At 57.2% G+C, this 13,820-nt stretch carries 9 protein-coding genes; 3 read left to right on the plus strand and 6 right to left on the minus strand.

The genetic code is table 11. The features are described 5' to 3' along the window. Positions 1-216: 216 nt before the first annotated feature. Entirely contained in the window at positions 217-5,811 is a 5,595-nt protein-coding gene (locus H1Y61_RS19640; protein ID WP_235680949.1) for a putative Ig domain-containing protein, read from the minus strand. Between the two features lie 984 nt (positions 5,812-6,795). Between H1Y61_RS19640 and H1Y61_RS19645 the strand changes: the two genes are divergently transcribed. From H1Y61_RS19645 to H1Y61_RS19655, 3 genes are read left to right on the plus strand one after another with little or no spacing between them, the layout of a single operon-like run. After that, positions 6,796-7,470, plus strand: coding sequence for a phage tail protein (locus H1Y61_RS19645; RefSeq protein WP_174112345.1), 675 nt, complete (start codon positions 6,796-6,798; stop codon positions 7,468-7,470). Continuing rightward, on the plus strand, positions 7,467-7,778 hold the full coding sequence (locus H1Y61_RS19650) for a DUF6916 family protein (RefSeq protein WP_180575153.1): 312 nt from the start codon (positions 7,467-7,469) through the stop codon (positions 7,776-7,778). The genes H1Y61_RS19645 and H1Y61_RS19650 overlap by 4 nt, the downstream gene beginning before the upstream one ends. A gap of 28 nt (positions 7,779-7,806) precedes the next feature. After that, positions 7,807-8,355: a GNAT family N-acetyltransferase gene (locus H1Y61_RS19655; RefSeq protein ID WP_180575154.1), complete on the plus strand. Its 549-nt coding sequence runs from the start codon at positions 7,807-7,809 to the stop codon at positions 8,353-8,355. A gap of 58 nt (positions 8,356-8,413) precedes the next feature. On the opposite strand, the gene H1Y61_RS19660 is transcribed toward H1Y61_RS19655, so the two are convergent. From H1Y61_RS19660 to H1Y61_RS19680, 5 genes are read right to left on the minus strand one after another with little or no spacing between them, the layout of a single operon-like run. Further along, the gene (locus H1Y61_RS19660) at positions 8,414-9,967 is read right to left on the minus strand and encodes a metallophosphoesterase family protein (RefSeq protein ID WP_180575155.1); all 1,554 of its coding nucleotides are present in this window, start codon (positions 9,965-9,967) and stop codon (positions 8,414-8,416) included. Further along, positions 9,967-10,689: a glycerophosphodiester phosphodiesterase gene (gene ugpQ / locus H1Y61_RS19665; RefSeq protein WP_180575156.1), complete on the minus strand. Its 723-nt coding sequence runs from the start codon at positions 10,687-10,689 to the stop codon at positions 9,967-9,969. Before ugpQ ends, H1Y61_RS19660 begins: the two co-directional genes overlap by 1 nt. A gap of 12 nt (positions 10,690-10,701) precedes the next feature. Continuing rightward, positions 10,702-11,814: an ABC transporter ATP-binding protein gene (locus H1Y61_RS19670; RefSeq protein ID WP_180575157.1), complete on the minus strand. Its 1,113-nt coding sequence runs from the start codon at positions 11,812-11,814 to the stop codon at positions 10,702-10,704. A 5-nt stretch (positions 11,815-11,819) separates the two neighbouring features. Next, positions 11,820-12,884, minus strand: a complete 1,065-nt coding sequence (locus H1Y61_RS19675; RefSeq protein WP_180575158.1) for a carbohydrate ABC transporter permease — start codon at positions 12,882-12,884, stop codon at positions 11,820-11,822. Beyond that, positions 12,884-13,795 (minus strand): carbohydrate ABC transporter permease, encoded by a 912-nt coding sequence (locus H1Y61_RS19680; protein ID WP_180575159.1) that lies wholly within the window; start codon positions 13,793-13,795, stop codon positions 12,884-12,886. Before H1Y61_RS19680 ends, H1Y61_RS19675 begins: the two co-directional genes overlap by 1 nt. Positions 13,796-13,820: the final 25 nt, after the last annotated feature.

Genomic DNA, 13,820 nt, shown 5'->3' on the forward strand with positions numbered 1-13,820 from the left:
AATCTGAACCTGACGGACTCTAGTAAAAAGTGCTGACATCCATCTGTCATCTCAGAGGATCACAGAGCCAGCCAAATAACAGCTCTCTACGGCCTGTAAATTCATGCCTGACCCTGCAACCGGTGCTGTTTCAAAACAGACCAGAGAGCATATCGTGAACCGAGGCTGACCATCCGCAGCCAGGCTCAGCTCACAATTCTGCCTCTCCGACTAGCGTCAAAACTTCCGCGACAATCCAACCTTCGCACCGACCGATTTTTCGCCCTCGCCTTCGATGTTGAATAGAAGGCTGCCTTCAATCGCCCAAGCCTCAGTGGTTTGCAGTGACGCGCCAGCCGTGACCGATCCGAATAAACCGGACCCGTCGAGGCCAGAAAAGCCGGTGGTGATACCAAGTTTTGGCGTCATGGTTGAGCCGCTTGCAAGTGTAAAGGAACGGGCAACTTCAGCGCCGAGGCTCACCCTGAACTGCTCCGAGGTAAACCCGTCGAGGTCGATCGTGTCGCCCGAACTGTTTTTCACGGCGTAATCATCGACGGTTTCGGAAAAATAAACCGCTCTTAGCTTCGGCGTCACCACGGTCGCTTCGTCCAAAGACCATTTTCCCTTGATGGACGTATCCAACATCCAGCGCTGGGTATCGAAATTGCCGTCCCAGAGCTGGGTATCGATGGTGTTTGAGGACCCGCCATACAGCAGGCTCGCATCCCAGAACACGCCTTTGGTGACTTCGAAAGAGGTATAGGGGCCAGCCAGCCAGCCATTGCCGGTCAACATGGCATCTTCATCCGTCGGGTCCGTCATCCGGTCGTAGTGAAACGAAAGACCCAGCAGCGCCTTGTCGGTTAGCAGATAGTCGGCCCCCATGTTGATCATGGCAAAGCTGCCCCACTTGCTGCCATTGGTGTCCTTGTCGTTATGAGCCAGAACAGCACCATCAATCCAGATATTGAACGGTGAAGAATAGCCGCCAGCAACGCCGTCGGCACTATCACGGGCCGATTCCATCTGTGCAAGACTGGTGGAAAAACCGAACGTCATTCCTTGCGTAGACGGAGACATCCTGGTTGTCACCGGGGTCGTCGCCCTGGCCATCCGGCCCCGTTCCATCAGACCGGGCACTTTGATCGCGGAGGAGATCATGTTTTGACGGGTCTGTACGAAGCTGTGTACAAGGTTGTCGATATCCGTCGCGACTTGCTCTGCATTATAGTTGATGTTGTAGATGACGGTGCCCGTGTTGGAATTTCCAAGCGAACTTGCAAGGCGGTAGGCGATACGGGCCTGGCCCGAATAGGCCGGATTCGGAGTGAATTTCAAATACCAGCCGACAGGTGAAGCTGACGAGACGGCTGCAAGCTCACCTTGAATAAGGGTTGCCGTCCCTGCCTCGGGTGGCTCAACGGAGACAATATCGGCCTCGGTAAACGGACCTCCGGTAGCGTCTTTGTTGAGATAGACATTATTCGGCGTGGCGCCTGCGGGAACGTCGACAACATGATCCGCCACGGTCACCGCGCGCGTGGTCACTTTGACGGTATAGCTTGCAGTGCCAGTCGTACCATTGCTGTCACGAGCCTGGATGGCAAAGGAATAATCGCCTTCCGTACCCGCATCGAGCGGTCCATTGAGCGCGCCGGTCGAGATATTCAGCACCATGCCTTTCGGCAGGCTTCCAGAGGAAAGGCTGTAGATCAGCGATCCCGTTCCCCCTGTTGCTGAGATCTGCTGGCTATAAGCCTCGCCCGCCATAGCTTCTTTCAGCGCTCCGCCAGTTGGCGAGAAGGCGATGGATGCGGCTGCGTTCACCGTCAGCGTATAGTTGCCCGAGCCATGATTGGCGGGTGACGCGCTATCGGTGACCGTCACGGCGATAGCATAGCTTCCAGCCGTCGTCGGTGTTCCGGTGATTGTTCCGGTACTTGTATCAAGGGCGAGGCCATCCGGCAGGCCGGTTCCAGAGTAGGTATAAGGAGCGGTACCACTCGTTGTCGTCACGGACTGGCTATAGGCAGTGCCCACCGTTGCTGTGGTGAGAGCCCCTGACGACGGAGAGAGGCTCAGCGTGACTGATGGCTCCGTGACGGCAAGCGAATAACTGACCGATCCTGTAGCGCCGTTGGCATCCGTAGCGGTGATGGTAAAGCTGGTATTGGCAGCGGTCGTCGGCGTGCCGGAAATCGCCCCGGTCGATGTGTTGAGGCTCATGCCAGCAGGAAGTGTCCCTGATGTAACCGCATAGGTATAGGGCGATGTTCCGCCAGAAGCCGTGACCGTCTCGCTATAGGCTGTTCCAACAGTGGCCGCTGTCAAAGTGCCGGAGGCTGGTGACAGGGTGAAGGCCGGGGCTGTAATGGTGACGGTCACCGTGGCCGGAGAGGATGTTCCGGTGGCATTAGTGGCAGTATAGGTAAAGCTGTCGGAGCCGGAATAGCCAGCCGTCGGCGTATAGATAAAGTTGGTGCCGGATACCGTTGCAGCCCCATGGCTTGGCGAGGAGGCAATGGTGACCGCCGTCGCAGCACCGCCGGTAATGGAGGGAGCCAGAACGTTATCCGAAGAGTTTGCCGTCACCGTTGCCGTCAGGGCGTTGGCGATCGGCGCTGCTGCATTAATGGTGATGGAATAAGATGCCGTGACCGTTGCACCATAGGCATCGGAAACTTTAACCGTGAAGTTACTCGTTCCGGCCGCCGACGGCGTGCCGGAAAGAATCCTGGCAGAGGCGCCACCGCTTGACGTTATGGACAGGCCAGCTGGCAAAGATCCCGACAGGAATTCGTAATCATACGGCTCTGCGCCACCGGATACTGCGACGGTTTGGCTGTAGGCAGCACCCACCGTGCCTGCTGCAAGGGTACCAGCCGAGGGCGAGAGGACCAAGGTTGGCGCCGTAACCGTGATGGTCACGGTAGCTGGCGAGGATGTTCCGGTGGCATTGGTGGCAGTGTAGGTAAAACTGTCGGAACCGGAATAGCCAGCTGTGGGCGTATAGGTGATCGACGTGCCAGAGGCCGAGGCCGTTCCATGCGATGCCACTGAAGCGACCGCAACGGACGAAGCCGTGCCGCCGGTCATGTTGAGAGTGATCACGTTGGCCGACGAATTGGCCGCAACTGTTTCGGAGACGGCGTTGGCAACCGGGGCCTGGAGAACGGCAGACGGGGTGACCGAGTTCGAAGCAACCGAGGCCGAACCGGTTCCGGCACTGTTGGTCGCGGTGACGGTAAACGTATAGGCCGTGCCATTGGTCAGGCCGGTCACGGTGATCGGGCTTGCTGATCCGCTTGCAGTCGCCCCACCCGGGCTTGCCGTCACGGTATAGCTTGTAATGGACGCGCCACCATCGTTGGCCGGGGCGGTAAACGAAACGGTCGCCTGGGCATCACCGGCAGACGCCGTCCCAATCGTCGGCGCGCCGGGAACGTCTGCTGCCACAGCAAGCGAATAGCTCGCCGATCCTGTCGCGCTATTGGCATCGGTAGCGGTTATGGTGAAGCTGGTATTGGCAGCGGTCGTTGGTGTGCCGGAAATCGCCCCGGTCGATGTGTTGAGGCTCATGCCAGCAGGAAGTGTCCCTGATGTAACCGCATAGGTATAGGGCGATGTTCCGCCCGAAGCGGTGACCGTCTCGCTATAGGCTGTTCCAACAGTGGCCGCTGTCAAAGTGCCGGAGGCTGGTGACAGGGTGAAGGCCGGAGCCGTTACCGTTATGGTCACCGTGGCCGGAGAGGATGTTCCCGTAGCATTGGTAGCAGTGTAGGTAAAACTGTCGGAACCGGAATAGCCCGCTGTGGGTGTATAGGTGATCGACGTGCCGGAGGCCGAGGCCGTACCATGTGACGCGGGCGTGGCAATGGCAACGGAAGAGGCCGCACCGCCGGTCATGTTCAGTGTGATCGGGTTATTCGACGAGTTCGCACTGACCGTGTCGCTGACCGCGTTAGCAATGGGAGCCTGGAGTGATGCCCCCGGCGTGACCGAATTCGATGCCGTTGAAGCCGTCCCGGTTCCGGCACTGTTGGTCGCGGTGACGGTAAACGTATAGGCCGTGCCATTGGTGAGGCCAGTCACGGTGATCGGGCTTGCTGATCCGCTTGCAGTCGCTCCCCCCGGACTTGCCGTCACGGTATAGCTTGTAATGGAGGCGCCACCATCGTTGGCCGGGGCGTTAAACGAAACGGTCGCCTGGGCATCACCGGCAGATGCCGACCCAATCGTCGGCGCGCCTGGAACGTCTGCTGCCACAGCAAGCGAATAGCTCGCCGATCCTGTCGCGCTATTGGCATCGGTAGCGGTTATGGTGAAGCTGGTATTGGCAGCGGTCGTTGGTGTGCCGGAAATCGCCCCGGTCGATGTGTTGAGGCTCATGCCAGCAGGAAGTGTCCCTGATGTAACCGCATAGGTATAGGGCGATGTTCCGCCAGAAGCCGTGACCGTCTCGCTATAGGCTGTTCCAACAGTTGCCCCAGTCAAAGTGCCGGAGGCCGGGGAAAAAGTGAAGGTTGGCGCTGTTGGGGTGACAGCGCTCGTTGCTGCCGAAGCCGTCCCGGTTCCGACGCTGTTGGTCGCGGTGACCGTGAATGTATAGGCTGTACCATTGGTGAGACCAGTCACGGTGATCGGACTTGCCGATCCGGTTCCCGTCGCTCCACCCGGACTTGCCGTCACGGTATAGCTTGTAATGGACGCACCGCCATTGCTGGCCGGAGCGGTGAAGGACACGGTGGCCTGGCTGTTTCCAGCTGTAGCCGTTCCAATCGTCGGCGCACCAGGAAGGCCTGCGGCCACGGCAAGCGAATAGCTCGCCGATCCTGTCGCGCTATTGGCATCGGTAGCGGTTATGGTGAAGCTGGTATTGGCAGCGGTCGTTGGTGTGCCGGAAATCGCCCCGGTCGATGTGTTGAGGCTCATGCCAGCAGGAAGTGTCCCTGATGTAACCGCATAGGTATAGGGCGATGTTCCGCCAGAAGCCGTGACCGTCTCGCTATAGGCTGTTCCAACAGTTGCCCCAGTCAAAGTGCCGGAGGCCGGGGAAAAAGTGAAGGTTGGCGCTGTTGGGGTGACAGCGCTCGTTGCTGCCGAAGCCGTCCCGGTTCCGGCACTGTTGGTTGCGGTCACAGTAAACGTATAGGCCGTGCCATTGGTGAGACCAGTCACGGTGATCGGGCTTGCCGATCCGGTTCCCGTCGCTCCACCAGGACTTGCCGTCACGGTATAGCTTGTAATGGACGCACCGCCATTGCTGGCCGGAGCGGTGAAGGACACGGTGGCCTGGCTGTTTCCAGCTGTAGCCGTTCCAATCGTCGGCGCACCAGGAAGGCCTGCGGCCACGGCGAGGGAATAACTTGCCGAGCTCGTCGCGCTATTGGCATCCGTGGCTGAGATGGTGAAGCTAGCGCTTTCCACGCTTAACGGCGTGCCGGAGATCTCGCCGGTCGTCGTGTTGAGGCTCAATCCGTTGGGAAGCGTGCCAGCGGTGACGGCATAGGTGTAGGGCGAAGTTCCGCCTGAAGCAGTGACTGTCTGACTATAGGCCGTCCCCACAGTTGCCGCTGTCAACGCGCCGGAGGCCGGGGAGAAGGTAAAGGTTGGCGCTGTCGGCGTGACCGCGCTCGTTGCTGCCGAAGCCGCACCGGTTCCAACACTGTTGGTGGCGGTGACTGTGAATGTATAGGCCGTACCATTGGTCAGGCCGGTCACTGTGATCGGGCTTGCCGAGCCGGTTGCCGTCGCGCCACCCGGACTTGCCGTTACGGTATAGCTGGTGATCGCCGCACCGCCATCGCTCGCCGGGGCAGTGAAGGACACTGTGGCCTGGCTGTTGCCAGATGTGGCGGTTCCGATTGTCGGGGCACCGGGAGACGTCGGCGCGCTTGCATAACAGGCAGCGCTGAATGTGAGCGTGTTGTAATTGGAAGGGCTAGCCGAGTTATCTTGAGTGACATCAAGGATAATCTGCAGATTATCTACCGAAGCGCTGGCTGTAAAATTGCCAGATTTATTAATATTTCCACCAAGATTACTCTCATTGACAAGAAGATTATTATAGTTGTCGCTGTATATCACAATTGCTGATGAGGTGCCGCCAGCTGCTGTTCCAGTGGTCGAAAAGCTCCAGGAGATATACTCGCCAGCGGTCAAATTTTGATAATCGGGGGAAAAGTTGTCGGTGTTGGTGAGATAGCGTGGCGAACTGAAGTCTGAATTGACCTGACTGCATGCCGACGAAAGAGCGGCACTCGCCGACGTTGTGAAACTCAAACTGGTGATCAGGATGGTGAGGAATCCGATGATAGCGCTGACAACAGGACCAGCCGATCGCTCGAGCCGGGTCCATGCCAACGTCTTTGTAGCTGCCAGAAAATGCGCGACACCAAACGATTTACTGAATTGCATTCTTCTCTAAACCCCAGCTCGCCCAAGGCAGCGATGATCGATCGTGTCGTCTTGCCGACCGAAAATACGCCGCCCTTGAAACGAGCGCCCACCACAAGGCGCCCGTCATTCGAGCATTATTCGAGCCATAGTTGAATGACAATATCCGCAGATGAAAAGCATCACTCTCATCCATTGTTTTCTTTTAACTGTGACTAAAACACATCGCCCTAAACGCCTGGGTAGAGCATTCAGTACAGGCAGGCATCATGAGAAATGTGAAATTTACCCTGACAGGCCTTCCCAAAAAATTGAAACAATATAATTTACTAAGTTATGGTTGAGAAATATGTTCTGACCTCATGAACCCGAATCAGTTCTCGATTCGCAATGTTCCGAGCCCCGTGGAGGATTATTATGGATGCGTTTCTTGCGACTATCTTGCCGGTCGGCTTCAATTATGCACCTGACGGCTGGCTCATGTGCTGGGGTCAAAAACTAACGGTAAATCAATACAATGCCGTCTATTCACTTATTTCAAATTTCTACGGCGGCGACCAGCAAACTTATTTCAACCTGCCGGACCTGCGCGGTCAAATGCCCATCGGATATGGACAACGTACGCCCACCAGCCCGAATTATGCGATCGGCAACAAAGGCGGAAATGATACCGTTTCGTTGAATTCAAGCCAAATTCCGGCCCATACCCATGCGGCTGTCTTTACACCCACTGGCAACGCCACGGTGAATATACCAGCGCAGACAGGAACGCAGACTGCAACCATGAAGGCAAGCCCAGTTGCGGGAACTTCCCAGTTGCCAACGGCGGGTTCTGCCCTTGCTGGTGGAAATACGGCAGCCACAAGGATCTACGGCGCTGCTTCAACGACACCAGTCACTCTCGATAGTAGCAGCGTTACCATTTCCGGAAATGCGCCGACGGCGGCTCAGAGCATTGCCACCAATGCGATCACAGGCGGAGCTGTTACGGTGCAGCCATTTGGCACCGGTGCTGCTATCGACGCCAGGTCTCCTTACCTGGCGATCAATTTCATTTTCTGCGTTCAAGGCCTCTACCCGGTTCGTCCATGACTGGTCTCATTCTGGATGCAGCAAAATTCACGCCCTATATCGGGGACGATTTCACACTGACCGCGCAGGAGACAGTGATCAACGCGGTGTTGGCCAAGGTTGTCGAATACCCAGCCAGCACCGCACCGGGAGCAGCGCGAACGGCTTTCAGCCTTTTTCTCTGCGTCCAGCATAACGCGTTTCCTGACATTCAAAGCGGAGACTACGCTATCGAGCATCGCAGTCTGGATAAGATCGGGCTTGCGTATATTGAGCGTATCCTCAGCCCGCAGCCCGACGTCATCCGTTTGGAAGTTGCATTCAATTGATGGCCGCGTTGAGTTGGATGAGACATATATGAATGGTTTTACCGGCTCTTTCGCATTCGGAAACGGTTTGAATTTACGTCTGGTTCGAGCGAGTGATCAGGACCTCATTTTCAAACTGTTTATCGAAACCCGCCCATGGCTCGCATGGGCGGAAGGAAAACCCGATTTCATTCGTGATCTCTATGAGCAACAATTCAAGACCCTGCGGGCTGGTGCTGAAAGCGTCTATCCCGATCATCTCGACTTCATCATTGAGCGACTTGGTTCCGCAGTCGGACGCACCATCATCGACCTTGGATATGCAGATTGGCGGATTTCCGAGTTGCAGGTTTTAAAGCAAGCCCGAGGTAGCGGAATAGGCTCCAATGTCATCAGAGGATTGCAGGCGGCAGCCATAAAAGGCAATATTCCGTTGACGCTTTCAACGCCGGTCTTCGGTTCGAATGGTTTTCCGATTTACCAGCGGCTCGGTTTTCAGGTCGTCCAGGCTCAGCCGCCAATGATTCACATGGCATGGTTTCCTCCTGGTCATCCCAATCGAAGGGAAATGTCGCAAGGCAATGGCCTCGGCGGCTAGCGTCGGTCAAGTTCAGAGTGAACCGGCCATGATCTGATTTTTCGTGTTGACGATGCAATCAATCATCCAGCCAACCATCAAAATCTGTGCAAGCGGCGAATAATTCCAAAAACCTGGTAACATTTCGCGACACTCCCGTCCCTACGAGATCTTGTGATCTTAGGTGCGTGACGAGATCACGATAGAACACTACCCTCTCTGCTGGAATTTCTCCCAAGGCATTTCGTCCGGCAGCCCGCAACAGGTAGTATTCCTCGACTATCTGCCGAAACGGCTGGGACATAGCCTCCGAATATCCGACTGCAAGGCCCGCCAAACGGCTATCCTCACAGAATAGATGCCCCATCGTCACGTCGAGATATGCCAGAAGCTCAGGCGACCAATCATCGGGAATATGTTTCGTTTCGATCAGATTTTGCAAATGGGCCCGTAGAAACTCTGCATAGGTCGCACAGGAAAGCAGCTTGGGAAACCAGGTGCGATTGTTACCGCCGGACTGCACTTGATAGGCGGGGAACGCAATATCGAAACCTTTGGCCACGTTCATCTGAACGGTCTCGATGTCAATCTGCTTGGCTTTGGCAGTGACGACAACGTAGCCTCCAGGATAGGCGACGGGCGAAGGGACGGCGATGTTGACGAGACCATCCAGTTCAACCCGCCCGGCGACATGCATGTGGCCGCTGAAATGCCATCGAATCCCGGCGCATGCAAGGCGGCGGCTGGTTTCCGGCGATGGCATGCGCTTCGACCAGTCCGGCGTGCTCGCCGCCCGCACGTCACTGCCTTCTCCTGTCAATGCCAAGGCCAAGGCCGGGTAGTGAGAAAAGGCCAGCAAGGTCTTGCCCAAACGGTTGGCGCGCTCAGTCACATCCTTTATCCATGTCAGGAGAGAGGGACGTTCCGCCAGAACATGATCCCATGCGGCATCCGCCCTCACCTGCCAGGTATCGCCAATTTTGTGAAAAACATTGGCGTCCAGCATCAAAAGCCAGAGCCCTTCCTGCGGCTCGACAAGATAAGAGGCGTCACAGTTCAGGTCGTCGCCGCTAGACAACTGGCGGAGTGCAAGGTCCTCCAGACCGTCATGAGGCGTCTCCCAATGGAGAATGGTCTCGGGACGCGTGACGCCGTAGAGTGCCATGGCCGCCACGGCCTCAGCCATCGACATGCCACGCATCCCCGGGCAGACAATTGCGGGTGCAGGCGCACGATCATCGCTTGTTACCATTAGCGGTTCCAGCCCATCGGCCTGTGTCAGCAGCTTGGCGAGATGACGCGGCGCTGGTCCGTAGCAATCATGATTGCCGAAGGTGGCGAAAAACCGCAGGCCATGTCTGTCTTCGTAGTCGGAAAGAATCCGTTTAACGGCTGCAACCGCGCCGACCTGACCATCATCGGAATAATCGCCAAGAAGTACGACATCACGGATACCGCGCCGGACGATATCGTCCAACACGGCAAGAAAGGCGGCATGGCTCTCATTGAACACGCGGGTTGACGCCATGGTGTCCGCCAGCGTGCGAAGGGCAAGTCCGCCGCCCTCCTCCACCATGCCATACCCGCCGTACAGATCATGCAGATGGACATCGGCGACAACTGCGATCTGCATCAGGCGGCGGCTTCCACATGGTCGCAACGGGCAGCATTAAACAGATCCGGACGGTCGAGATTGATGTAATCGACACCGGCTTTGGCGATTTCGCGGTGAATGGCCATCTCGTCCCCTGCGTAATAGATCATCACCTCAAGCCCGGCTTTGCGGCACGCTTCGAGTAAACCTGGCCGCCGCATGTGTTCAACAGTCATCTCGATGATCTTGGCGTGATGCACCGCACCGACCAGAGACGGCGACTTGGCAATATCAAGCGTCATCATCTTACGGAATTCCGGCGCAATCAATTGCAGATCGCGGCGCATGTCTTCGGAAAACGAAAAATAAAACGTGTCGCCCACCATGCCAAGGCTTCGCACCAGTGCCACCACTTTGGCTGGATCGCAATATTTCAGCTCGATATAGACACCGGCGCGGCCACGCAGGTGCTGGAGATAGGCATCAAGCCTTGGCACGACCGCGCCCTTGAATGCAGGGGAGAACCAGCTTCCGGCGTCCAGCGCATCGATTTCGTCCGACGTTGCATGGCCAATGGGGCCGGTGCCATTGGTGGTTCGGTCCAAGGTTTCATCGTGGAAAACATAGAGTACACCATCGGCACTCTCGCGCACATCAAGCTCGATGTAATCGGCGCCCTGCTGAAGGGCGAGGTCGGCAGCTGCGAAGGTATTTTCCGGCGCAAACTGGTTGGCCCCGCGATGGGATACGATCTTGGTCATTGAAAAATCCTGTCAGTTTGCTGGTTCTAATGTTTTCACGAGCCTATCGGAGTGATGCAAAAGCTTGGCGTAGAGATCAACAATGCGGTTGCCGGAGGCGTCGAACAACAGCGTGTGTTCCGGCTTGCAGACAATGCCAACCCTGGCGCCGGGTGCATGGCGCACGGCTTCTCCATATTCCAGCGCATGGATGACGCCAGCGGGCGTGTCGATCATGTAGAACACTTCGCGGCCCATCGGCTCCACGCTGATAATCTCCCCACTGAGCAGTGCATCCGCATGGGAAACAAGGGTGATGTCTTCAGGTCGCAGGCCAAGCGTCACCTCTCCATCACGCTCTCCAGTCAGGGTGACGGATGCCTCGCCAATCCGCACTTGACATCCATTGGCATGGCCCTTGAGAAGGTTCATCGGCGGCGTGCCGATAAAGCCTGCCACGAACAGATTGCTCGGACGCCGATAGAGATCATCCGGCGTACCAACCTGGGCGATCTCGCCATTGTTCATGCAGATGATCCGGTCGGCCATGGTGATCGCCTCGATCTGGTCATGGGTGACGATCAGCGTGGTAAAGCCGAGCCGCTTCTGTATGCTTTTCAACTCAGCCCGCATGGTGATGCGCAGGGTGGCGTCAAGATTGGAAAGCGGCTCATCGAGCAAAAGGATATTCGGTTCCTTCACCAGCGCCCGCGCCAAGGCGACGCGCTGCTGCTGGCCGCCGGACAGCTGCGAGGGACGGCGATCAAGCAGCGCGCTGATCTGCACCAGGTTTGCTGCCTCTTCGACACGTCTGGCAATCTCGTCCTTGCGCATGGTTTTGAAGCGAAGTGGAAAGGCGATATTGTCGCGCACCGTCAGGTTCGGATAGAGCGCGTAGGACTGAAAGACGATGCCGACATTGCGGTCGCGCGCATCGACGCGGTTGACATTGTGTCCGTCGAAACCGATCTGCCCAGACGTCGGCGCATAAAGACCGGCGAGCAGAAACAGCGTGGTCGATTTTCCGCAGCCGGAGGGCCCGAGAATGGCGACGAGTTCGCCATCCTCGATCATCAGGCTCATCGGTTTCAGGACCTGGGTCTCGCCCCAGCTTTTGGTGATATTGTCGAGAGTGATCTTGGCCATGTCGGTTATCCTTTGATCCCGCCGAAGCTCATTTGCGTGATGTACTTCTGCGTGAAAATGTAGAGGACCAGGACGGGCAGAAGATAGACGATGCCGACGGCAGCAATCATGCCGTAATCCGCCCCCATATGGTCCTGGGCGACGAAGAACAGGTAAAGGCTCATCGTCATCTGGTTCTTTTCGATCAACAGCGTCTGGACGAAGACATATTCCTCCCAGCCACGCAGAAAGGTAAATGTGGCAACAGCAATCAGGCCGCTGCGGATCTGTGGCAGGATCACCATGCGAAATGCCTGGAAGCGCGTTGCACCATCCGTCACGGCGCTCATCTCGATGTCCCATGGCACGCCGTCGAAAAACCCTTTGAGGACAAAGATCGCAAACGGCAGTTCAAGCGCACTCAACACCAGCACGACACCCACCAAATTGTTGAGCAGGCCCATATAGTAGAGCTGGATGAAGATCGCGACCGTGAGCGCCAGTGCCGGAAAAGCGTGCAGCAGAAGCAGGCCGCGCAGAATGTTTTCACGGCCCGCGAAAGCGAACCGCGACAGCGCATAGGCGGCTGGGGTGGCGACGAGTGTGACGATTGCCGTCTGGGAAATCGCAAACACCAGCGACGTGCCAAGCGCCGACCAGATCGATGGCATCAGGTCCATGCGGTTGGTGCCGATTTTGGCAATGTCAGGGTTCCACAGAAAGCGGTAATTGTCGAAACTCAGATGCGGGACGAGGAAAATAGCCGACAGAATGACGATCACCATGGCAAGCACAGCCCAGTTGATGGCAGGCCTACGCAGCCGATCCGCCAGCAGCGCCAGCGCAATCGCGCCGAGATAACCGACCCCGGCGATGGCCGTACTGTGCCAAAGAACCAGCCGGCTAACAGCGCCATCGGACGAGGTGAGCGATTTCACCAACAGCCAGAGATAGGGCAGCAGGATTGGGATGGAGACAATCGTCAGGAAGAGGATGAGCGCCGACAGAAAACCGGCACGATTGACAATGCCCCGACGTTCGAGACGTGCCCAATCGGTGGACGGCATGGTATCGGTCTGGACCAGCGACATCACAAGACCTCGATCTTTGGAGCGGCAAAGGTGGAGCGCATATTGGAGACACGCCATTGCACCAGGGTCACGGCGATACCGATGACCATCAGGCCCAGCGCCAGCGCCGCACCATAGGCATAGGCGCCGCTTTCGAAGGCGCGCCGATAAATGTAGAGCGCATAGGGTGTGGAATCGTAGAGCGGGCCACCACCGGTGATCAGCAGGATATATTCATAGGTCGTCATCAGGGAGAGTGCCTGGTAGATGGTGATGAAGCGGATCGGCTGCGAGAGCGCTGGCACCACGACATGGCGCAGAACGCCCCACTCGCTGGCACCATCGACACGTGCCGCATGGGCGAGGTGTGAAGGGATCGAGCGGATCGACGAGGTCAGGATGACCATCGCAAAGGAAGCCCCGACAGCGCCATTTGCCAGAATGACCAGCAGCAGCGGAAAATCATTGCGCAAATTGACCGGTGGCAGGCCGAATGCGCCCGTCACCTGGTTGAGCAGCCCTAAAGGCGTTGGATCGGCGATCCATATCCACAAGATCCCGTAGAGCACAGCCGGGCTCATGCGTGGCAAAAGCCATAGCCCGCGAAAGAAATTACCCAGCCGATCGGGGATCGCGGTCGAGGTCATCGCCAAAAGCGCGCCGAGGCCAACATTGAAGATGAAAAGGGTGACCGTGACGTAGATCAGCGTTGTCAGCAGCACCATGGGGATCCGCGCATCACGCTGCACGATCCGCTCGAAGTTCTGCAATGTGAAATGGCCGACTCGCAGGTTCGACCCCATGTCCGTAAAGGCGATCACCGCGTTGACCAGGATCGGCGCCAGAAAAAACACGGCAAGCAGCGCGATTGCCGGCGCGAGGTAAAGAATTGGCCGAGCCGGTCGATGCGCTCGAAGCTGGAATTGGGACATTATGGACTACCAATGAGAATGAAAT

Source organism: Agrobacterium vitis (genome assembly GCF_013426735.1).
GTDB lineage: Bacteria > Pseudomonadota > Alphaproteobacteria > Rhizobiales > Rhizobiaceae > Allorhizobium > Allorhizobium vitis_D.

What these genes read in the sequence shown, in the direction of transcription:
- H1Y61_RS19675 (WP_180575158.1), bottom strand. Translation starts at nt 12,884, where the DNA reads ATGTCGCTGGTCCAGACCGATACCATGCCGTCCACCGATTGGGCACGT.
- H1Y61_RS19670 (WP_180575157.1), bottom strand. Translation starts at nt 11,814, where the DNA reads ATGGCCAAGATCACTCTCGACAATATCACCAAAAGCTGGGGCGAGACC.
- H1Y61_RS19660 (WP_180575155.1), bottom strand. Translation starts at nt 9,967, where the DNA reads ATGCAGATCGCAGTTGTCGCCGATGTCCATCTGCATGATCTGTACGGC.
- ugpQ (WP_180575156.1), bottom strand. Translation starts at nt 10,689, where the DNA reads ATGACCAAGATCGTATCCCATCGCGGGGCCAACCAGTTTGCGCCGGAA.
- H1Y61_RS19645 (WP_174112345.1), top strand. Translation starts at nt 6,796, where the DNA reads ATGGATGCGTTTCTTGCGACTATCTTGCCGGTCGGCTTCAATTATGCA.
- H1Y61_RS19650 (WP_180575153.1), top strand. Translation starts at nt 7,467, where the DNA reads ATGACTGGTCTCATTCTGGATGCAGCAAAATTCACGCCCTATATCGGG.
- H1Y61_RS19680 (WP_180575159.1), bottom strand. Translation starts at nt 13,795, where the DNA reads ATGTCCCAATTCCAGCTTCGAGCGCATCGACCGGCTCGGCCAATTCTT.
- H1Y61_RS19655 (WP_180575154.1), top strand. Translation starts at nt 7,807, where the DNA reads ATGAATGGTTTTACCGGCTCTTTCGCATTCGGAAACGGTTTGAATTTA.